At 70.6% G+C, this 19,974-nt stretch carries 18 protein-coding genes and 1 other RNA gene; 10 read left to right on the top strand and 9 right to left on the bottom strand.

Annotated elements, in window-relative coordinates; translation table 11 throughout:
• Positions 1–2 precede the first annotated feature (2 nt).
• The 4 genes from drmB to AC07F3_RS08415 all read left to right on the top strand — a co-directional run bounded on the left by drmB (position 3) and on the right by AC07F3_RS08415 (position 5,528).
• Entirely contained in the window at positions 3–1,895 is a 1,893-nt protein-coding gene (gene drmB / locus AC07F3_RS08430; RefSeq protein WP_479111684.1) for a DrmB family protein, read from the top strand.
• Complete coding sequence (locus AC07F3_RS08425; protein WP_479111682.1) at positions 1,892–2,992, top strand: DEAD/DEAH box helicase; 1,101 nt, start codon at positions 1,892–1,894, stop codon at positions 2,990–2,992. The genes drmB and AC07F3_RS08425 overlap by 4 nt, the downstream gene beginning before the upstream one ends.
• Positions 2,993–3,307: 315 nt before the next feature.
• A complete protein-coding gene (locus tag AC07F3_RS08420) occupies positions 3,308–3,625 on the top strand; it encodes a hypothetical protein (protein ID WP_479111681.1) in 318 nt (105 codons plus the stop codon).
• 724 nt (positions 3,626–4,349) lie between these two features.
• The gene (locus tag AC07F3_RS08415) at positions 4,350–5,528 is read left to right on the top strand and encodes a DNA cytosine methyltransferase (RefSeq protein WP_479111679.1); all 1,179 of its coding nucleotides are present in this window, start codon (positions 4,350–4,352) and stop codon (positions 5,526–5,528) included.
• A 407-nt stretch (positions 5,529–5,935) separates the two neighbouring features.
• On the opposite strand, the gene rnpB is transcribed toward AC07F3_RS08415, so the two are convergent.
• An RNA gene (gene rnpB, locus AC07F3_RS08410) (RNase P RNA component class A) lies at positions 5,936–6,335 on the bottom strand.
• A 108-nt stretch (positions 6,336–6,443) separates the two neighbouring features.
• Between rnpB and AC07F3_RS08405 the strand changes: the two genes are divergently transcribed.
• A complete protein-coding gene (locus AC07F3_RS08405; protein WP_479111677.1) occupies positions 6,444–7,223 on the top strand; it encodes a MerR family transcriptional regulator in 780 nt (259 codons plus the stop codon).
• Complete coding sequence (locus AC07F3_RS08400; RefSeq protein WP_479111676.1) at positions 7,220–7,828, top strand: hypothetical protein; 609 nt, start codon at positions 7,220–7,222, stop codon at positions 7,826–7,828. Before AC07F3_RS08405 ends, AC07F3_RS08400 begins: the two co-directional genes overlap by 4 nt.
• Positions 7,829–7,841: 13 nt before the next feature.
• Here the strand turns inward: AC07F3_RS08400 and AC07F3_RS08395 are convergent, their stop codons facing one another.
• Positions 7,842–9,284: an RNB domain-containing ribonuclease gene (locus AC07F3_RS08395; protein WP_479111674.1), complete on the bottom strand. Its 1,443-nt coding sequence runs from the start codon at positions 9,282–9,284 to the stop codon at positions 7,842–7,844.
• Between the two features lie 190 nt (positions 9,285–9,474).
• On the opposite strand from AC07F3_RS08395, the gene yaaA reads away from it, so the two are divergent.
• Both yaaA and eda read left to right on the top strand, forming a co-directional pair.
• The gene (gene yaaA / locus AC07F3_RS08390) at positions 9,475–10,275 is read left to right on the top strand and encodes a peroxide stress protein YaaA (protein WP_479111672.1); all 801 of its coding nucleotides are present in this window, start codon (positions 9,475–9,477) and stop codon (positions 10,273–10,275) included.
• Positions 10,276–10,346: 71 nt separating this feature from the next.
• Entirely contained in the window at positions 10,347–10,994 is a 648-nt protein-coding gene (gene eda / locus AC07F3_RS08385; RefSeq protein ID WP_479111670.1) for a bifunctional 4-hydroxy-2-oxoglutarate aldolase/2-dehydro-3-deoxy-phosphogluconate aldolase, read from the top strand.
• Positions 10,995–11,306: 312 nt separating this feature from the next.
• Here the strand turns inward: eda and AC07F3_RS08380 are convergent, their stop codons facing one another.
• From AC07F3_RS08380 to AC07F3_RS08365, 4 genes are read right to left on the bottom strand one after another with little or no spacing between them, the layout of a single operon-like run.
• On the bottom strand, positions 11,307–12,614 hold the full coding sequence (locus tag AC07F3_RS08380; protein ID WP_479111668.1) for a bifunctional RNase H/acid phosphatase: 1,308 nt from the start codon (positions 12,612–12,614) through the stop codon (positions 11,307–11,309).
• Entirely contained in the window at positions 12,615–13,358 is a 744-nt protein-coding gene (locus AC07F3_RS08375; RefSeq protein WP_479111944.1) for a zinc ribbon domain-containing protein, read from the bottom strand. It lies immediately after the preceding gene.
• The gene (locus AC07F3_RS08370; protein WP_479111666.1) at positions 13,355–14,203 is read right to left on the bottom strand and encodes a Nif3-like dinuclear metal center hexameric protein; all 849 of its coding nucleotides are present in this window, start codon (positions 14,201–14,203) and stop codon (positions 13,355–13,357) included. The genes AC07F3_RS08375 and AC07F3_RS08370 overlap by 4 nt, the downstream gene beginning before the upstream one ends.
• Before the next feature lie 48 nt (positions 14,204–14,251).
• Positions 14,252–15,313 (bottom strand): ABC transporter substrate-binding protein, encoded by a 1,062-nt coding sequence (locus tag AC07F3_RS08365; protein WP_479111664.1) that lies wholly within the window; start codon positions 15,311–15,313, stop codon positions 14,252–14,254.
• Positions 15,314–15,539: 226 nt separating this feature from the next.
• Here AC07F3_RS08365 and AC07F3_RS08360 point away from each other — a divergent pair, with 226 nt between their 5' ends.
• Both AC07F3_RS08360 and AC07F3_RS08355 read left to right on the top strand, forming a co-directional pair.
• Positions 15,540–16,658 carry a hypothetical protein gene (locus AC07F3_RS08360; protein ID WP_479111662.1) on the top strand — a complete coding sequence of 373 codons (1,119 nt, stop codon included), beginning with the start codon at positions 15,540–15,542 and terminating at the stop codon, positions 16,656–16,658.
• A 55-nt stretch (positions 16,659–16,713) separates the two neighbouring features.
• Complete coding sequence (locus AC07F3_RS08355) at positions 16,714–16,857, top strand: hypothetical protein (RefSeq protein ID WP_479111660.1); 144 nt, start codon at positions 16,714–16,716, stop codon at positions 16,855–16,857.
• 65 nt (positions 16,858–16,922) lie between these two features.
• On the opposite strand, the gene AC07F3_RS08350 is transcribed toward AC07F3_RS08355, so the two are convergent.
• From AC07F3_RS08350 to AC07F3_RS08340, 3 genes are read right to left on the bottom strand one after another with little or no spacing between them, the layout of a single operon-like run.
• A complete protein-coding gene (locus AC07F3_RS08350) occupies positions 16,923–17,867 on the bottom strand; it encodes a 3-oxoacyl-ACP reductase (protein WP_479111659.1) in 945 nt (314 codons plus the stop codon).
• A gap of 42 nt (positions 17,868–17,909) precedes the next feature.
• Positions 17,910–18,986, bottom strand: a complete 1,077-nt coding sequence (locus AC07F3_RS08345) for a Zn-dependent alcohol dehydrogenase (protein ID WP_479111657.1) — start codon at positions 18,984–18,986, stop codon at positions 17,910–17,912.
• A gap of 34 nt (positions 18,987–19,020) precedes the next feature.
• Positions 19,021–19,875, bottom strand: a complete 855-nt coding sequence (locus AC07F3_RS08340; RefSeq protein WP_479111656.1) for a MaoC/PaaZ C-terminal domain-containing protein — start codon at positions 19,873–19,875, stop codon at positions 19,021–19,023.
• Between the last annotated feature and the right edge of the window lie 99 nt (positions 19,876–19,974).

Here is a 19,974-nt window from a genome sequence, read left to right as displayed (position 1 = left end):
CCGTGAAGGACATTCGTCGCAAGGTTCGAAGGTCGCAGACCATCGTCCCGTTCGGCGTCGGTGGAATCCTCGATCTGCGGGGCGAATCGTTCGTAGCCGCCGACATCCGTAGTTGGGCAGCGAACGCCGAGCGGGTGGATTCACCACGGCTCGCGAGGAAGTTGGGGGTCGAAGGCTTCCGGTCGGCCCCCGTCATCCCCTCCGGGAAGGCCGCCTACGCAAGCCGCAGCGGGCCCTCCTATGTACGGTTTCCCAAGTGGCTGTTCTGCCCTCAGTGCAGGGAAATGGAGTTCTGGCGCCTGGATCGCGAGCTACGGGACAAGCAGCCGACCTGCGGGCGCTGCGCCGGAAAGCCTCAGCTGGCCCCGATGCGTTTCATTCAGGTGTGCAGGGCAGGCCACATGGCCGACATCGACTGGCGTAGATGGGCCCACTCCAGGAGCGAGGGCCACGCTCAGCGCCAATGCCAGGTTCGCCGGCTCCGGTTCCTCGCCACTCCCGAGTCGTCAGGGTTGGAGGCGCTGCGGGTCGTCTGTGCCGTTTGCCGAGCCGGTCGAAATCTGGCAGGAATCAGCCAGAAGAACATCCTCAAGCAGACAGGCGTGGAGTGCGCGGGAACGCACCCCTGGCAATACGAGACCGACGAAGTGGATCCCTGCGAGGAAACACCACAAGCGGTACAGCGAGGGGCTTCCAACGTGTACTTCCCTATCACCCACTCAGCGATCGACATCCCGGCGCCGGCGGGCCTGTCCGAGGAAGATGAGTCGACCCAGAAGCTCGTCAACCACTCTCTGTGGCCAGACTTCAACAACGAGTACGGCAGCCCGATCTCCGACTCCTACAGAGCTGTGATCGCCAACCAGTGTGGGGTCACAGAGGAGTTCGTGGAGACTGTGCGACACCGCCATGCCGACGAAGCAGCGTCGATGTCATCTGTTGCCGATCCGGACGAGGATCTCAGTATCGCCGAGTGGGCGGCATTCTCCGCACCGGAATCCGTCGCCGATTCCGAGACGTTCTCCGTGCGCCGGACCCAACTCGGGATCGGCCACGGCGACCCCGGCTCCATGCAAGAGCTGGCCGCGAGGATAACCGGCGTGGTCGTCGCCGACCGGGTACGCGAGGTGCGTGCGCTCCAGGGATTCTCACGGTACGAGCCCAGCTCAGGTGACGACGAAGAGGGCGAGGGCGGGCGCGTCGTGTCGGTCAACACACAGACCCGGGCCCGATGGCTGCCTGCCATCGAGACCTACGGCGAAGGAATCTTCATCGCCGTCGACGAGCAACACCTCAGCGCCTGGGAGAGGCTCGAGTCAGTGCGTGGCTGGACACGACGCATCATGCGCAACATGGATGCCTCCTTCAAGGCCGACCGCCTCAGGGAAAAGACGGGTCCGAACCTGCTCCCGAGATTCGTGATGCTGCACACGCTGGCCCATCAATTCATCCGCCAACTGTCATATGACAGCGGGTATAACACAGCCTCCCTACGAGAACGTGTGTACGCTCGAAGTCACCCGCAGGGCAGCGAACTTCCGCCGCAGGCTGGCGTGTTCATCTACACTGCCGCCGGGGACGCCGAGGGGACGCTGGGTGGACTCGTACGCCAAGGGCAGCCGCCGAACCTAACCGAGACTTTGATCCGGCTACTCGAATCTGCTCAGTGGTGCTCCCAGGACCCACTGTGCGCCGACTCGACCGGCAGGTCTCTGGCCAACCTCAACCGTGCCGCCTGCCATGCCTGCACGCTTCTTCCCGAGACGTGCTGCGAGATCGACAACTCCCTCTTGGACAGAACACTGTTGATTGGCGACGGCGAGGTACCAGGGTTCTTTCGCGGAGTCGTTCAAGCAGCACTCGAGGAGTCGGCCAGAGCCATCGATGTGCCATGAAGATCCCTTCTCTCCTCGACCTCGAAACCGAGCAAGGGGCAGTCGTCGACCTTCCGTTCCACGGAAGCCGCGTCGTTACTGGGGCACCTGGCGCCGGAAAGACTGTGATGGCCGTCTACCGAGCCTGGGCGTTGACAGTTGCCGGGCGCGACGTATCTCTCTTCACGCGCTCCAATCTGCTGCATCAGTACCTTGCACAATTGGCACCAGAACTCACGGAGGCCCTAAACGTCACCACCTACCATCGATGGATCAGGGGCTTCTGGCACAGGCGTTTCCGGACGGATCCCCCGCTTACTGGCGAAGATGCTTGGAGCTACGACTGGATCGGAATGCAGCGAGACTGCGTCAGGCAGAGGGTGAGATCGAACGCGCACCTGGTGATCGACGAGGGTCAGAATCTGCCCGTCGCCTTCTACCAGTTGTGTCACATCCTCGGCGTCGGCGTCACCGTGTTCGCAGACGAGAACCAGCGGATCGACGACGAAGAGAGCAGCCTGTCCGAGATAGGAAGATTCCTGGGCGTACAGGACGATTTGCTCGTGCTGCGGGAGAACCGTCGGTGCAGTCGGCAGATTGCGCTCTTGGCGGCAGAATTTCGAAAGGAGCTGCGGGAAACGATGCCCTTGCCGACGCGCGTCGGTCCCACTCCCACCGTCCTGAAGGTCGAATGCGTGGAACACGTCCTCGCCGGGGTGGCCGAATGCTTCAAAAACCACCCGGAGCGAAGCATCGGCATCATTTGCAAGTCGACAAGACTACTGCGGGACGTCCAGAGCAGACTCACACGCCTCGGTCTGGCGAAGTACACCCAGGCATATGCCCACGACGATCGCTACCGGGACACTATCAACTTCTCAACCCGTCCGATCCGGATTGTGACCACGGCCAGCATGAAGGGCTTGGAGTTCGACAGTGTCTTCGTTCCGGACTTGGACGCATATTCAGAGGATCCGACTAGCGTGGGCGCTCGCCTTCAACTTTTCGTGCTGTGTACACGCGCCCGCGAGGATCTTCACCTCGCCTACCGTGGCCCCGAAGAACCCACAATTCTGTCGAATATCCCAAAATCCTTGTTGGTACGCCACACTGGTTGATCGAACCGTGCCACCTCCTATTTCGGCACAAGCCGCGGCTCCCCGCCTCCAGGAAGATCGGATATTCGGCTGCTTAGGAATTTTTCAAAGAGATCACCAAGCGAATCCGAAGCGACAGTGGCTGGGATTCCGCGACACACCTACCTCCGGTAGATTTACGAAGCCCGCCACCGACTCGCATCTGCGTTCACCGACTCGAACGAGTATCCTCGTGTACCGGCACCGCTACAAACGCACTAGTCGAACTCAGCCGGTGCCACCCCGTCCCACCACTCCTCCCAAGAGTCATGCGCAAGAGTCCAACGCTTCGCAAAGATGGCAAGCGTCCTGGGCATCATCGCCCGCGACGCAGGCGATGATGCGGTCCGACAAGACACGAAACCCGAGCGGGCCCTCCGGAGCGCCGTCCACGCCTTGGGCCTTCGATACAAGGTGTCGACACGACCGCTGCCGAAAGTCAGGCGCACCGCCGACCTGGTCTTCACCCGGGTTCGGCTGGATGTTTTTATGGACGGCTGTTACTGGCACGGCTGCCCGGAACACCACACCCTGGCGTCTACCAACAAAACCTACTGGGCGGACAAAGTCGAGACGAATCGCCGGCGCGATCGCCGCCGCACGACGAGTATGTGAAGTCTACGACCGGCTGAGCCAAGAGATCGAGAACGCCCAAGCTGAGCGCAGGAGTGCTCGCCGCCTCGGCGCCCACGCCGCTCCTGATGGTTCAACCTCGCTCGACGGCCAGGCCTGACAGACTGTGCGGTATGGTTCGCGAACCGGCACAAATCAAGATCGACGAGCACGGCCGTGTCGAGCTCCCCCTTGGGCTTCTCGCCGAAGCCGAACTCTCTCCTGAACCTCGGTGGTGGCCAGCCATGGCGACGGCGGCATCGTGCTGCGACGCGCCGAGGATGCCATGCGCGACCTGATCGAGAAGGGGAGGTTGGCATGATCACGTGCCAACCTCCTGATGCCCTCAGCCGCCATCCGGACCTGGAGCTCGCGCAGGGGCCTCAGTCGGCGGTCGGCGCTTCTCGTGGGTCGCCGGACGCGAGGACGGTTCGTCAGTTTTCCCGACGAGCCATCGCAAAAACCCGATGAGGTGGGCGTTCATATCTGAGCTGACCTCGGCGACCGCTCGCTTTGCCTGCTTGTGAAGCTCCGGAGCCGGACGGCATATCACCGCCGGGTACTTGTGTCGGCTCGGCATCGCCTCCCCTGCCAGGTGGCTAGCAACCTGGCAGGGGTTATCCTGTCGGATCGACGACGGTGATCCCTTGGAGGTAGGCAGCGGGGCAGCCACGTTCGCGACCCCCTTGTGACCGCCACCGCAGACCACAGACCGCCTGGAGACTACGTGCACGACCGCCAGATTGTGGATCTCTTCGCCGGTCCCGGCGGACTAGACGTGGCTGCTGGCTGGCTAGGGATCCCCTCCATCGGCATCGAATTGGACACCGACGCCTGCGCAACGCGCAAAGCGGCGGGTATGGCCACCGAATCCGGCGACGTGAAGAATTTCAGTCCGGTCGACTTTCCAGAGGCGAGGGTTCTGGCTGGCGGTCCTCCCTGTCAGACCTACACGGTCGCGGGTGGGCGCGACGGAGGCGCCGGACGCCGGGCACTCAAGCAGGTACTCGAGCTGGCCAATCTCATGGCCGACGGCGGCAAGAACAAGAAGGAAAAGGTCGAAGCCGAGCTGGACAGGCTCGCAAGGACCCCGGGAGACAAGGGCCGTACTGGCCTGGTACTCGAACCGCTTCGGTGGGTGCTGACCGCCCTGGAGGAAGAGCGGCCGTACGAAGCAATCGTGCTCGAACAGGTCACCACCGTGAGGCCGTTGTGGGAAGCCTATGCCGAGATCCTGAAGCGCAAGGGCTATACGGCCGTCACCGGTGTGTTGCGTGCGGAGGAGTACGGGGTACCGCAAACCCGCAAACGAGCGGTCTTGATCGCCCGGTTGAAAGGCACAGGGCCAGCCATGCTGCCGGAGAAGACTCATCGCCCGTTCCGCAAAAAACTCACACCGGAAGAGGAGAACAGGCGACCCTACGTGACGATGGTCGACGTGCTTGATCGTCTGGCACCCTTCGAAGTCATCTCCAACTATGGCACCGGAGGGGATCCCAAGGCACGCGGCAAGCGGCAACACGATGAGCCAGCCTTCACCGTCACCGGAAGAATCCGCAGAAACAAAGTAGGGCTTCCGGACCTCCCCGACATCTACCCCCGTTTCGAGGACCCCGAGGCCGGTCAGCTGCAGACCTTTCCCAAAGACTATCCGTGGCGGGGGAAAGACATTCCCCAACAGATCGGCAACGCCGTCCCGCCCTTGCTCGGCGTCCATATCCTCGCCGCCGCACTGCACCTCGGGAACGAAGCCCGCGACGCCGCCGTAAAAAAGGCCGTCGTCTGTCGTGCGGCAGCACCGGAATCGGCGCCATTGCCAGCCGGGCACGGGAGCAACGGGGTGGGAGTGCAGGGACTGTTCCCAATTCAGGTGGCCGCGCCCGTCGGGGAGCCGGTATTGAGCTGAGTGCGATGTAGGGGCCAGGCTCCCCACAGGGGCATTGCATGAAGACGCATGCCGCTGGGCCGTGGACGCCCTCGGATTCACTCCGGATCCGAAACAGGCCTCCTGGCCATCGGCCAAGTGAACACGCTGTTGTGCGAGGACCAGGTTGTCCGTGCTCACGTAGATGTGCCCGGCGGGGTTGGCGTCCTGGTCCAACTGGGGTGCCTCCCGCTCGGGCGGCCCGGCCGAGGACTCCTACCAGGCGAGGCATGTAGAGCCCGAGGGCAAAGCCCGCGCACCGGCCAGCGTGCACACCCCGTGCACAATCACCCGGAAACTCCCAGGAAACCGCAGGTACAGGCGGGCACTCCAGCCAGACGCACCAAGGCCCCGACCAGGTGGTTTTTGCCTGGTCAGGGCCCCGAGGGCAGACGAGTCGGGCTGTACGCCGGGTTCTGTGCCCCGGGACCTCGCGGTCGTCGGGGCGACGGCCATCCATCTAGGACCGGCGTTGCCGCCGGCCTCGTGCGGTCTACCCGCGGACTCGGGCAGGCTGCCCTCGAACGTCCGCGCAGAAGCACCGAGGTGCTCCCTCTTGACCTTGCTCCGGGTGGGGTTTACCTAGCCGCCTGAGTCACCTCAGGCGCTGGTGGTCTCTTACACCACCGTTTCACCCTTACCGAGGACCGAGGTCCCCGGCGGTCTGTTTTCTGTGGCACTGTCCCGCGGGTCACCCCGGGTGGCCGTTAGCCACCACCCTGCCTTGTGGAGCCCGGACGTTCCTCGGGAAGATCCGATGGATCTCCACGCGGCCGTCCGCCCGGCTCGTCTGCCGTGCTGACCATGCTACCCGGCGCGCGATGCCGGAAGGGCCGAGGCCCCGGGCCCGGAGCTCGGCTTGACCCTGCCGCGGCGTCAACGTTTCTAATGAACGCCATGCGGATCTCGGAGATCGCCGCGCTGGTAGGGGTGACCACGCGGGCCGTCCGGCACTACCACCACCTCGGCCTGCTGCCCGAACCGGCCCGGCTGGCCAACGGCTACCGGCAGTACACGGTGCGGGACGCCGTCGCGCTCGCCCGGATCCGGCGCCTGACCGAGCTGGGGCTCGGCCTCGACGAGGTGCGGGACGTGATCGCCGACGACGCCGGGCACGAACTGGCCGAAGTGCTGGCCGAGTTGGACACGGACCTGGCCCGCCAGGAGGCGGAGATCCGGGCCCGGCGGGCCCGTCTGGGCACGCTGCTGGCGCGGGCCCGGGACGGCCGCCTGACCACCGACGACGAGCTCTCGCCGGAACTGGCCGATCTCTTCGCGGAGTTGGGGACGCCACCGGCCGCCTCCGCGATGGCCGCCAAGGACCGCGAGCTGCTCGGCCTCCTGGAGACCGCCGCGGCCCCCGAGGAGCGGGCCCGGCTGAGGGCGGCCGTACGGGCCGTGGCCGCGGCGCCGGGCGCCGCCGAGCGCGCCCACGAGGTGTACGCGCTGCTCGACGACCTGGTGGACGCCGACCTCGCCGACCCCCGCGTGGACACGGCGGCGCGGGCGCTCGCCGACTGCCTTCCGCCCGAGCTGACCGCGGAGATCGCGGCGCACCCGGCGCCGCCGGACCAGGGTTTCCTCAAGGCCTTCTTCGCCGACTTCGCGCCCGCGCAGGCGGAGGCGGTGCGGCGGGCGATGCTGCGGGCCGCCGAGAAGGGCGGTGCTGAGCGATGACGCACGAGCTCCGGCCGGGCGTGGCGCGCCGCCTGCTCGCGCACGAGGCCCGGGTGCTCGCCTGCTTCGGGCTGTGGCTGACCCGGCGAAGGCATCAAGTGGGGCCTCTGGACCGGGCGTTCGGGTACGCGGGCCCGCAGGCGGCGACGGTGTACGGGCTCGCGTTCGTCTGCGTCGTGGAGACGGTCGGGGTGTCCTTCCTGGTCCGCGACTGGCCGGTGGTGCACGCGGTGCTGCTGGTCCTCGATCTGTACACGGTCGTCTGGATCCTCGGCATGCAGGCCACGGCCGTGACCCGGCCGCACGTGCTGACCCCTGACGCGCTGCGGCTGCGCCAGGGCGTGCGGGTGGACCTGGTCGTCCCGCTGGACCGGATCGCCCGCGTCCGGCGGGAGCTGAAATTCCAGGGCGCGGGCGGAGCGGGGCCGCGGGAGGTCCTGGAACTGGCCGTCGGCTCCCAGACCTCCCTGACGGTGGAGCTGACCGCACCCGTCACCCACGTACCGCTCCTGGGACAGCGGCGCGAGGTGACGGTCGTACGCTTCCACGCGGACGCGTCGGGGGACCTGGCCAGAGCGCTGACGGCGGCGCTCACCCGCCCGTAGCGGCCGGGCCGTCTCACGCGGGCGCGAACAGGACCTTGGCGGTGCCGGGGTCGGCCCGCGTGAGACGGACCCGCACGCGCTCGCCGAGCGGGAGCGGCTCCGTGCCGCCCTCGACACGGGCCACCACCGCGGGGTCGGTCAAGTGGACGGTGCCGACGGCCGGTTGCCGCTCCTTCACGTCGACGACCGTCGCGTCGAAGAGCTCGCCCACGCGGTCCTTGAGCAGCGCCGCCTCCACGATGTCCACGCACTCGCGCTCCACGGTGTTGGCCCGGCTCGTGCCCTGAGCCATCTCCTTGGGGAGCTCTTCGAGCGCGGCCGCCACCCAGTCGGGCGGGTCCTGGCCGGCGACCGCCGCCAGGCACAGCTCACCGGCGTACCGGTCCACGAGGCGGCGCAGCGGCGCCGTGCAGTGCGTGTAGGGGGCGGCCACCGCGGCGTGCACGGCGAGTTCGGGCGCGGCGCCGCCGGTGAACACGGTGTATCCGGCGCCGCGCAGCAGCGTCGTGCACTCCTGGAGGAAGGCCGCGTGGTGCGGCTCGCGCGGGTCGAGCGAGCGCACGACCGCCGCGTACGGGACGTGGTGGGGCCAGTCGATGCCCAGTGCGCGGGCCGAGCGGCGCAGCCGGGCGACCGCGCCGTCCGGGGCGCTGGGCAGGGTGCGCAGGATGCCGGTGCCGGACGCCAGCATCAGCTGGGCTCCGGCCATGCCGGTGAGGAGGGAGATCTGGGCGTTCCAGCCGTCGGCGGCCGTCGGGGCCCGGTAGGTGAGGTCGTAGCGGTGGTCGTGCTCGACGATCTCCTGCTCGGGGACGTTGAGCGAGATGCCGCCGCGGGCGACCTCCTGCCGCTCGCGCAGGGTGCCGATGTCGCGGAGCAGGGCGAGGGACTCGGGCGCGGTGCCGGTGTCGATCTGCTTCTGGACGCCCTCGTAGTCGAGTTTGGCGCGGCTGCGGACCAGGGCGCGGCGCACGTCGGTGGCCGTCGTCACGCCGTCCGCGTCCAGGTCGATCCGCCAGAGCAGGGCGGGGCGGGTCCGGTCGGGCAGCAGGCTCGCGGCGCCTTCGGAGAGCTGCGCGGGATGCAGCGGACTCTTCTCGTCCGGGAAGTAGAGGGTGGTCACGCGGCGGTGGGCCTCGGCGTCCAGGGCGCCGCCGGGGGTGACGAACGCGGCGACGTCCGCGATGGCGTAGTGCACCCGGTATCCCCCGCCCGCCCGGCGTTCGAGGTGCATCGCCTGGTCGAGGTCGGTGGAGGCGGGCGGGTCGATGGTGAAGAGCTCGATGCCGGTCGCGTCGTACGCGGGCAGGCGCGGATCGCGTGCGGCGCGCTCCGCCTCGGCGAGCACGTCGGCCGGGAAGTCGCCGGGGACGTCCAGCGTCGTACGCAGTGCGGTGAGCGCGGCGCGCAGCGGGGCCTGTGCTGCGCCGGTCACGTGGAGGTGGCGGCGGGGCATGCCATCGAGCCTAGGGGCGGGCCGGGGGCGGGGCATGTCGTGGCTGCCCGGCTCCCGCCCCCGGGCGCCCGGAGCGCGGCCGGTTCCGGCTCCCGGGCGCACGAGCACCGGCGGGATCGCCCCCGGCCACCCCGTACGCTGGCGCGAGGGGCCGCACCCCCTCCCCGTACGTACAAGAAGGAGAATCGCCGTGCTGGTGCTGTTGCCGCCCTCCGAAGGAAAGGCCGCGTCGGGGCGCGGGGCGCCCCTGAAGGCGGAGTCGCTGTCCCTGCCCGGGCTCGCCGCGGCACGCGCGGCCGTCCTCGACGAGCTCGTCGAGCTGTGCGCCGCGGACGAGGAGAAGGCCCGCGAGGTGCTCGGGCTCAGCGAGGGGCTGCGCGGCGAGGTCGCCAAGAACGTCGAGCTGCGGACCGCGGGCACCCGCCCGGCCGGGGAGATCTACACCGGCGTGCTGTACGACGCCCTCGACCTCGCCTCCCTCGACGCGGCCGCCAAGCGCCGTGCCGCGAAGTCGCTGCTCGTCTTCTCGGGGCTGTGGGGCGCCGTCCGCACCGGCGACCGGATTCCCTCCTACCGCTGCTCGATGGGCGTGAAGCTGCCGGGCCTCGGGGCGCTCGGGCCGTACTGGCGGGGTGTGATGGACCCGGTCATGACCGAGGCCGCGGGCGAGGGCCTCGTCCTCGACCTGCGCTCCGCCGCGTACGCCGCCGCCTGGAAGCCGAAGGGCGCCGTCGCGGGCCGGACGGCGACGGTCCGGGTGCTGCACGCGCAGATCGTCGACGGCGTGGAGAAGCGCTCGGTCGTCAGCCACTTCAACAAGGCGACGAAGGGCCGCATCGTGCGCGACCTGCTCACCGCCGGCGCCGTCCCCGCCGACCCGGCCGAACTGGTCGAGGCCCTGCGCGGCCTCGGGTACGTCGTGGAGGCCGAGGCCCCCGCCAAGCCGGGCCGCGCCTGGGCGCTGGACGTGGTCGTGACCCAGATCCACTGACCCGGAGCATCCCTGTTGCAGCATGCGCAACGGGCGTTGCACACTCCACACACCCCCGGCAGGATGGGCGCATGACGCCCGCCGCCGCGCCCTCCCCTGCCGCCTCCGTCCTGGATCTCGCCCCCGTGATCCCCGTCGTGGTCCTCGACGACGCCGCCGACGCCGTGCCGCTCGCGCGGGCGCTGGTGGCGGGCGGACTCCCGGCGATCGAGGTCACCCTGCGCACGCCCGCCGCCCTGGACGCGATCCGGGCCGTGGCGGCGCAGGTGCCGGACGCGGTGATCGGGGCGGGCACGGTGATATCGCCGGGCCATGTCGCCGACGCGGTGGACGCGGGGGCCCGCTTCCTGGTGAGCCCCGGCTGGACCCGCGACCTGCTCGCCGCGATGAAGGCGTCGGGCGTGCCGTTCCTGCCGGGGGTCTCGACGGCGTCGGAAGTCGTGGCGCTGCTCGAAGAGGGCGTCAGCGAGATGAAGTTCTTCCCGGCCGAGGCGGCGGGCGGCACGGCCTACCTCAAGTCCCTCGCGTCGCCGCTGCCCGCGGCCCGCTTCTGCCCGACCGGCGGCATCTCCCCGACCTCGGCCCCCGCCTACCTGGCCCTGCCGAACGTGGCCTGCGTGGGCGGCACCTGGATGCTCCCCCCGGACGCCCTGGCCACCCGGGACTGGCCAAGAATAAAATCCCTGGCCCGCAAGGCCTCAACCCTGCGAACCCCTTGAAGAAACCCGAGGAACCACGCAACGGGTCAGGGGCGCGAGGAACTGCGCAACCAGCCACCACCAACCCGCAGACACAAGGGGGTCAGGGGCGCGAGGAACTGCGCAACCAGCCACCACCAACCCGCAGACACAAGGGGGTCAGGGGCGCGAGGAACTGCGCGACCAACCACGCACGACCCGCAGACACAAGAGGGTTAAGGGGCGCGGGGAACTGCGCGACCAGCCACCAACAACCCGCAGGCGAAAGCGGGTTGAAGGGGCGCGGGGAACTGCGCACAAGCACAACCGCCCCGCACCCCGAAGCCCCCAGAGCTACCGCAGGTGCCCCGTATCGTTCAAACCCCGCACAGACGCATTCCCGTCCCCGTAATACGCCACCACCGACATCGACGCGGCGGAGAGCTCCATCCGGAACAGGGACTCCGGCGGCGCCCCCAGGGCCAGCCTGACCAGGGTCTTGATCGGGGTCACATGGGTCACCGCGAGCACCGTGCGCCGGGGGTACGCGGTGATCAGCCGGTCGCGGGCCGCCGCGACCCGGCGGGCCACCGTCGCGAAGCTCTCGCCACCCCCCGTCGGAGCCGCCTTCGCGGAGCCGAGCCAGGCGTCCAGGTCGTCCGCGTACCGCTCGCGCACCTCGGCGAAGGTGAGCCCCTCCCACGCCCCGAAGTCCGTCTCGCGCAGGCCCTCTTCGATGTGGACGTCGAGCCCGAGGCGGGCCGCCACGGTCGCGGCGGTCTCGCGGCACCGCCGCAGCGGGGACGAGACGACGGCCTCGACGGTGCCGCGCTCGGCGAGGGCGGCGGCGGCCCGCTCGGCCTGGCCGCGCCCGACGGCCGACAGCTCGGGGTCGGATCCGCCGCTGCCGGAGAACCGCTTCTGAGGCGTGAGCGCCGTCTCGCCGTGCCGGAGCAGCACGAACGTGGCGGGCGCCCCCAGATCTGCGGACGCCCCCCAGCCGACGGTCGGCGCGTCCTCAACCGGCTTGCCCGGTACGGGAGTTGACGCCGAAGGGGTCGGGGCCGCCGAGGCCGCGACCGACACGCCCGCGGCAGCCGGAGCGCTCGACGCCGCCGCGCCCGCGAGCGCCGCCCGCGCCCTGGCCGCGCCCGCCGCGTGGTCCCCGACGACCCGGGCCGCAGTCGCGTCGGCCGAGGCGGAGAGGTCGGCCGTGGACGCCGAGGGCTCCCAGCGCCGGCCCCGCCCGCCCGCGTCCATCGCCTCGTTGGCGAGCCGGTCGGCATGCTTGTTGCGCTCGCGCGGGATCCACTCGTACGACACCTGCGCGGACGGCAGGACGCGCGCCGCCTCGGCCGCGAGCGGCCTCATGTCGGGGTGCTTGATCCTCCAGCGGCCCGACATCTGCTCGACGACGAGCTTGGAGTCCATGCGGACCCGCACCCGCGCCGCCGGGTCGAGCTCCCGCGCGGCCCGCAGGCCCGCGATCAGCCCCTTGTACTCGGCGACGTTGTTGGTGGCGACGCCGATGAACTCGGCGGTCTCGGCGAGCGTCTCGCCGGTCACCGGGTCGAGGACGACCGCTCCGTAACCGGCGGGACCCGGGTTGCCCCGGGAGCCGCCGTCGGCCTCGACGACGAACTGGCGCCCAGCGGACGGCACTTACAGACCCGATTCCGAGGTGCGCACCAGGATGCGGCGGCAGTTCTCGCAGCGCAGGACCGTGTCGGGAGCGGCCGCCTTGACCTCATTGACCTCGGTGATGTTGAGCTCCAGGCGGCAGCCCTCGCAGCGGCGCTGGTAGAGGCGGGCCGCTCCCACGCCGCCCTGCTGCTCGCGCAGCTTGTCGTAGAGCTTGAGGAGGTCGGCCGGGACGGACCCGGCGACGATCTCGCGCTCCTTGGTCACCGAGGCGGCCTCGGCGTCGAGCTCGGCGAGCGCGGCGTCGCGGCGGGCGGTGGCGTCGTCGGCCTTGGCCTGCACGGAGGAGACGCGCTCGGTCAGCTCGGCGGCGCGCTCCTGCGCGGACTCGCGGCGCTCCATGACCTCCAGGACGACGTCCTCCAGGTCGGCCTGGCGCTTGGCGAGCGAGGCGATCTCGCGCTGAAGGCTCTCCAGGTCCTTGGGCGAGGAGACGGCGCCGGAGTCGAGGCGCTGCTGGTCGCGGGCGGCGCGCTGGCGCACCTGGTCCACGTCCTGCTCGGCCTTGGTCTGCTCGCGGGCGGTGTCGCTCTCCTCGGTCTGCGAGGCGACCAGGAGGTCACGCAGCTGGACGAGGTCCTTGTTGAGCGATTCGATCTCGGCGTGCTCGGGCAGCGACTTCCGCCGGTGGGCGAGCTGCGACAGGCGGACGTCCAGCGCCTGTACGTCGAGGAGTCGGATCTGGTCGGCGGGCGCGGCGTTCAGTTGGGGGCTCCATCAATAGAAGGGGAGGTGTGGTGGGCGGACCACGGGTCGGTGACCGTCTTCGAGACGTGGACCCTGAGGTCCCAGCCGTGGCGGTCGGAGATCTCGTCGAGCTGGGCGGCGGCCTGCTCGCACCAGGGCCACTCGGTGGCCCAGTGCGCGGCGTCGACCAGACCCAGCGGCGAGTGCTGCACGGCCTCCGACACCGGGTGGTGGCGCAGGTCGGCGGTGAGGAAGGCGTCGGCCCCCGAGGCGCGTACGGCGTCGAAGAGGCTGTCGCCGGAGCCGCCGCTGACCGCGACGGTGCTGACCAGCGCGTCGGGGTCGCCCGCGACGCGGACGCCCTGCGAGGTGGCGGGCAGCCGGGCGGCGGCGTGCGCGCCGAACGCGCGCAGCGTCATCGGGTGGTCGAGCTCGCAGACCCGGCCGAGGCCACGGCGGCCCGTCGGGTCGGTGGCGTCGGGCACCAGGGGCCCGACGACGCGGAGGTCGAGCGCGCCCGCGAGGGCGTCGCTCACCCCCGGGTCGGCGGTGTCGGCGTTGGTGTGCGCGACGTGCAGCGCGATGTCGTGCTTGATCAGGGTGTGCACCACGCGGCCCTTGAAGTGCCCGGCGGCGACCGTGGTGGTGCCGCGCAGGTAGAGGGGGTGGTGGGTGACGATCAGGTCGGCGCCCAGTTTCAGCGCCTCGTCGGCGATCTCCTGGACGGGGTCGACGGCGAACAGGACCCGGTGCACCTCGGCGTCCGGGTCGCCGCAGACGGTGCCTACGGCGTCCCACCCCTCGGCCCGCTCGGGCGGCCAGAGGGCGTCGAGCTCGGCGATGACTTCAGACAGACGGGGCACGGAGACAGGTTACCTGCGCCGCGCACCCCGCCGGTCGGCCGCCGGGGGCTACTTCTTGACGAGGAAGCCGCGCAGGTCGTCCAGGACGGAGTCGGCGGCGGTGACGCCGAGCCCCAGGTACCAGGTCTCGTCCTTGACGTCCCTGGCCTGCCCGGCCTTGACGGCCTTCAGGTTCTTCCACAGCGGGTTCGACTCGGCGCTGTCCCGCTTGGACTTCTTCGGGTCGCCGTAGACCCCGGTGAAGATCCAGTCGGCGTCGGCCCGGTCGATGGTCTCCGGGCCGACCTCGGTCGCCAGGTCGACGGCATGCTGGTTCTTGGGTCGCGGGATGCCGGCGTCGTCCAGGATCGTGCCGATGAAGGAGGCCTTCGCGTACAGGCGGACCTTGCCCGGCATGTAGCGGAGCATCGTGACGGTCGGCCTGTTCGCGCCGAGGTCGCCTCCGAGCCGCTTCGCCTTGGTCTCGTACGCGGCGAGCTTCGCCTTCGCCTCGGCGGTCTTGTCCAGGGCGGCGGCGTTCAGCAGGTAGTTCTGCTTCCACGGGAAGCCGGGGCGGATCGAGAAGACCGTGGGGGCGATCTTGGAGAGTTCCTTGTACTTGTCGGCGGCGCGCAGCTGGCTGCCCAGGATCAGGTCCGGCTTCAGCGCGGCGATGGCCTCCAGGTTGAGGCTGTTGATCGTGCCGACGTTCTTCGGGTCGCCCGCGCCCTTCTCGAGGTAGCTGGGGATGCCCTCGTCGCCCTCGGTGGGGGCGTAGCCGACCGGCTGCACGCCGAGCGAGACGGCGTTGTCGAACTCGCCGACGTCCAGGACGACGACGCGCTCGGGCCGGGCCTTGATCTCGGTGGCACCCATGGCGTGCCGCACGGTGCGCGGGAACTGGCCGGCCCGGGCGTCGGTCCCCAGGGCCGCGGTCTTCTCGGCGGCGGCCGCGAAGTCCTTGCCGCCCTGGGCGACGGACTTCTTGCCGCCCGCGTCCGCCTTCCCCGAGGCCGGGGCGGAGGCTGTGTCTCCGGCGTTCCCGCCGTCGCCGCTTCCGCACGCCGCGAGGGAGAGTCCGGCGGCCACGGCGAGGGCTACGGCGGCGGTGCCGCGGCGGCGTAGGGACATCAGGGGCTCCTGTACAGCGGGAATCGGACGGCGGGCGCGGCGGCCGGATGAATCCGGCCAGCGCGACTTAGGTACGCCTAACCTTACATAAACCGTTCCTGCACACCCGTCTCCCCGCACACAGGCGAATCGCCCGACAGCCACCCTTTGGTGTGAAGCGAGTGGTCTCGTGTTGTTCGGCTGGAAGTGCGAAAACTAGCTTCGGTGGCCGGAGGTGAGCCATCTGATGACGGCTTTGGCCATCGAGACCGCTGCCGAGGACGGCGCGGTCAGAGGTACGGGGTTCGCGATCACCGCGAATGGTTCGTACGCCGCGAGGCTGGTGCGCGACGCGGATGCGGGGGCCTGGTTCCCGGAGCGCTGGACGCTCGACGGCCCCGAGCCCTACGCGGTGCCGCTGCCCGGCAACCAGCCGGAGGAGCCGGACGCGGGGGTGCTGCCCATGGCGGACGGCAGGGTGCTCATCCACCGCAGGATCGCCGACCGGCACTCCTTCGCGCTGCTCTACCCCACCGGCCCCGCGACCGGCGAGCTGCAGCTGGGCGCCGTCGACGCGGCGGCGGGCGAGCTCACCCTGCTTCCGCCGTCCCCGGACGGCAGCTGCGCCTACGCGCTCGCGGCGGGCCCGGACGGCACGGCGCTGTGGCTGGTGGCGGGCGGCGCGTTCGGGCCCGAGCTGGTGGCCCGGCTCAAGGGGCGCTGCTCAGGCGGGGTGTGGCTGGACCGGACCGGCCGGATGCTCGCGCTCGACCGGGAGCTGGACGGCCGCACCAAGGCGGTGGCCGTCGACCTGGAGCGCGGCGGGGAGGTCACCGAGCTGCTCCAGATCACCGAGGACAGCGACGACCGGCTGCTGCTCGCGGACGCCGACAGCGGGCTGCTGATGATCCGCTCGAACGCGCCGGGCCAGGACCGGCTCGGCTGGGGCGTGCTCGGCTCGGCGCTCCCGGTGCGCTTCCCCGAATGCCTGCGCCTGGCGGACGCGGCCCTGACGCCGTTCGCCATCCAGCCGGGCCAGGTCCTGATGCCGGAGTCCTGCGCTGTGGCCCTGCGCATCGACGCGGAGGGCGGCACCTGGGTCGGCGTCTGGCGCCCGGCGGGCCGCCATCTGCACCAACTGGCCGCCCCGCAGGGCTGGTTGACGGGCGCGGGCGTGTGGCGCCCGGAGGGGGTGCTGCGGCTTCCGTACGTCACGCAGGCGAGCCCGTGCGCGGTGCTCGACCTGCCCGCGCCGCCGGACCCGCCCGCCGCACCGCCGCCGCCCGCCAGGCCCGCCGCGGCCAAGCCCGTACCGCTCGGGCAGGCACCCCTGACCGGCCGTCGACGGCTGTCAGGAGATCGTTAGAATCGGCGCCCTGTACGAGGGACACGTGAAGACGACTACGGGGTGACCACAGCTCATGTCCAACCAGACCGACACCCGTCCGCAGGAGACGGGGACCGACAGCGCCGGCAGGCACCGGGGCGGCGCGGCCTCCGAGGACACGGCGGCGCCGGCCCACGGACGCCACCGGCGCGAGGAGACGGCGGGCAGCAACGCCTGACAGCCGTACGGGCCGAGGCCCCCGGGGTGGTCACCCCGGGGGCCTCGGTCGTGCGCGGGCCGCGGTCAGCCGTGCTTGAGCCCGAGCACCTCGGCCGCGGCGAAGGTCTCGCCCGCGGGCCGGTCCGCGTAGTAGGGGGAGAGCAGCTCGTCGAGCTCCTGGTACGAGAAGACCTCCTTCGCGGTGTCGAACTGGGCGGCCACCCTGGGCCGTTCGACGATCGCGACCATGCCGCCGTGCACCACCAGGAGCTGCCCGTTGACCCGGGCGGCGGCGGGCGAGGCCAGATAGCCGACCAGGGGCGAGACGTGCTCGGGCGCCAGCGGGTCGAGCTCCCCCTCCCCCGGCTCCTGGAACCCCTGGAAGACGTCCTCGGTCATGCGGGTGCGGGCCCGCGGGCAGATCGCGTTGGCGGTGACCCCGTACTTGCCGAGCGCGAGCGCGGTGGAGGTGGTCAGGCCGACAATGCCGCCCTTGGCCGCCGCGTAGTTGGGCTGGCCCGCCGAACCGGCCAGGAAGGCCTCCGACGAGGTGTTGACGATCCGGCCGTACACCGGGCCGCCCGCCGCCTTGGAGCGCTCGCGCCAGTGCGCGGCGGCGAAGTGGGTGGTGTTGAAGTGCCCCTTGAGGTGCACATGGATCACCGAGTCCCACTCGGCCTCGCTCATCGAGAAGATCATCCGGTCCCGCAGGATGCCCGCGTTGTTGACCAGGATGTCGAGCTTGCCGTAGGTCTCGACCGCCAACCGGACCAGTTCGCCGGCCTGCTGGTGGTCGGCCACGTCCCCGGTGTGGGCGACGGCCTGCCCGCCCGCGGCCCTGATCTCGGCGGCGACCTCCTCGGCGGGGCCCGTCGACGCCTGGCCGGAGCCGTCGCGCCCGGGCTGCCCGAAGTCGTTGACGACGACCGCCGCGCCGAGCCGGGCGAGTTCGAGCGCCTCGGCCCGGCCGAGCCCGCGCCCGGCCCCGGTGACGATCGCGGACAGGCCTTCAAGTGGCAGTGCTGCCATGCCGGTTGATCCTCTCGCAAGGGGGTGTGCGGACGGGTCGGGTCAGATCTCGATGCAGGTGCGCAGGGCCTCGCCGCTGCGCATCTGGTCGAGGGCGTCGTTGATCCCGGCGAGCCGCACCCGGTGGGTGATCAGGCCCTCCAGGTCGATGCGGCCCGCCCGCCACAGCGCGATGGCCCGTTCGTAGGAGCGCAGGACGTCGCCGCCGCCGTACATGGACGGCAGGATGCGCTTCTCGTCGAAGAACAGCTCGAACATGTTGACCTGGAAGAAGTCGTCCATGGCGCCCGCGCCGACCACGCACAGGGTGCCGCCGCGCCGGGTGTTCTCGTACGCGGTGCGGGCGGTCACGGAACGGCCGACCACCTCGAAGACGTAGTCGAAGCCCTCGCCCCCCGTGACGCGCTGCTTGGCGTCGGCGAACCCGTCGGGCGCAACCGCCTCCGTGGCGCCGAACCTGAGCGCCGCCTCACGGCGCGAGGCGACCGGGTCGACGGCGACGATCTGCGCCGCGCCCTGCACCCGGGCGCCCTGGATGGTGGAGATGCCGACCCCGCCGCAGCCGATGACCGCGACCGACGAACCCGCCTCCACCTTGGCGGTGTTGATGGCCGCGCCGAGCCCGGTGGTCACCCCGCAGCCGATCAGGGCGGCGATCTCGTACGGCACGTCGTCGGGGATCGGCACCGCGCAGCCCGCCGCGACGACGACCTCCTCGGCGAAGGTGCCGGTGCCCGCGAAGCCGAACACCTCGCCGCCGGCCCGCCGGAAGTTGGGGGTCCCGGCGTTCATGAAGCCCGCCAGGCAGAGCTGGGTCTGGCCGCGCTTGCAGGACGGGCACGTCCCGCACGCGGGCAGCCAGCACATCAGGACCCGGTCGCCCTGCTTGAGGTCCGTCACTCCGTCGCCGACGTCGATGACCTCCCCGGCCCCCTCGTGGCCGGGGACGAACGGCGCGGGCTGCGGCAGCACGCCGCTCATCGCCGAGAGGTCGGAGTGACAGAGCCCGGTCGCGCGGACGCGGAGCTTGACCTTCCCCGGCCCGAAGCCGGTCGCCTCCACGTCGTCGAGCACGTCGAGCTTGTCCTGGCCGATCTCGTGCAGTACGGCTGCGCGCATGGTGCGGCTCCCCTCAAGTGCCGGAAAAGAAGGCTCAGTTGTGTTCCACGATCGTGTCGGCCAGGACCGGCGCCTCGTCCCGCTCCACCGCCGTCACCGCCACCTGGACGCGGCCGGGGTCCGACCACATCCGGATGCGCAGAGTCTCGCCCGGGAAGACGACCCCGGTGAAGCGGGTGGCGTAGGAGCGCACCCGGGTCACGTCGCCGCCGAGCAGGGTGTCCACGACGGCCTTGAGCGTCATCCCGTACGTGCACAGGCCGTGCAGGATCGGCCGGTCGAAGCCGGCCAGCTTGGCGAAGTCGGGGTCGGCGTGCAGCGGGTTCCAGTCCCCCGAGAGCCGGTAGAGCAGCGCCTGTTCCTCGCGCACCGGGCGCTCGACCACGTGGTCCGCGTCCCGGTCGGGCCGCTCGGGACGGGCGGAGGGCCCCCGGTCCCCGCCGAAGCCGCCCTCGCCGCGCACGAAGATCTGCGCGTCACTGGTCCACAACGGGCCGTCCTGGTCGGCGGCCTCGGTGCGCAGGACCAGGATGGCGGCCTTGCCCTTGTCGTAGACGGCGGCCACCTTGGAGGTCGAGGTGGCCCTGCCCCGTACGGGGATCGGCCGGTGCAGGGTGATGGCCTGCCCGCCGTGCAGCACCGCAGCGAGGTCCACGTCGACGCCGGGCGCGGAGAGCCCGCCGACCACGCCCATGCCGGCGCCCGCGACGGTGGCGAAGGAGGGCAGCACGTGCAGCCGGGACTCCAGGGTGTAGCGCAGCTCGTCCGGGTCGGTGGCCGGGAGCCCCGCCCCGAGCCCCAGGTGGTAGAGCTGTACGTCCTTGTGGTCCCAGGCGATCTCGGTGGACCGGGGCTCGGCGGCGACCGCCTTCGCGGCATCAATGGGCATGAGGATGCTGCTCCTTGAGCGTTGTGCGGGCACGGGAAAAGACCTCGGTGCGGCCGTCCGCACCGTCGGCCGCACCGAGGTCGTACTGGACCGGACCGA

Source organism: Streptomyces sp. NPDC045846, from assembly GCF_056431605.1.
Note: the sequence above shows the minus strand (reverse complement) of the source record. Positions and strands in the feature narration are given on the sequence as shown.

Bases quoted from the DNA above. Each gene is read 5' to 3' on its own strand.
- AC07F3_RS08420 (WP_479111681.1), top strand. From the start codon at position 3,308: ATGGCAAGCGTCCTGGGCATCATCGCCCGCGACGCAGGCGATGATGCG.
- AC07F3_RS08360 (WP_479111662.1), top strand. From the start codon at position 15,540: ATGACGGCTTTGGCCATCGAGACCGCTGCCGAGGACGGCGCGGTCAGA.
- AC07F3_RS08365 (WP_479111664.1), bottom strand. From the start codon at position 15,313: ATGTCCCTACGCCGCCGCGGCACCGCCGCCGTAGCCCTCGCCGTGGCC.
- eda (WP_479111670.1), top strand. From the start codon at position 10,347: ATGACGCCCGCCGCCGCGCCCTCCCCTGCCGCCTCCGTCCTGGATCTC.
- AC07F3_RS08355 (WP_479111660.1), top strand. From the start codon at position 16,714: ATGTCCAACCAGACCGACACCCGTCCGCAGGAGACGGGGACCGACAGC.
- AC07F3_RS08425 (WP_479111682.1), top strand. From the start codon at position 1,892: ATGAAGATCCCTTCTCTCCTCGACCTCGAAACCGAGCAAGGGGCAGTC.
- AC07F3_RS08345 (WP_479111657.1), bottom strand. From the start codon at position 18,986: ATGCGCGCAGCCGTACTGCACGAGATCGGCCAGGACAAGCTCGACGTG.
- AC07F3_RS08340 (WP_479111656.1), bottom strand. From the start codon at position 19,875: ATGCCCATTGATGCCGCGAAGGCGGTCGCCGCCGAGCCCCGGTCCACC.
- AC07F3_RS08400 (WP_479111676.1), top strand. From the start codon at position 7,220: ATGACGCACGAGCTCCGGCCGGGCGTGGCGCGCCGCCTGCTCGCGCAC.
- AC07F3_RS08350 (WP_479111659.1), bottom strand. From the start codon at position 17,867: ATGGCAGCACTGCCACTTGAAGGCCTGTCCGCGATCGTCACCGGGGCC.
- AC07F3_RS08395 (WP_479111674.1), bottom strand. From the start codon at position 9,284: ATGCCCCGCCGCCACCTCCACGTGACCGGCGCAGCACAGGCCCCGCTG.
- AC07F3_RS08405 (WP_479111677.1), top strand. From the start codon at position 6,444: ATGCGGATCTCGGAGATCGCCGCGCTGGTAGGGGTGACCACGCGGGCC.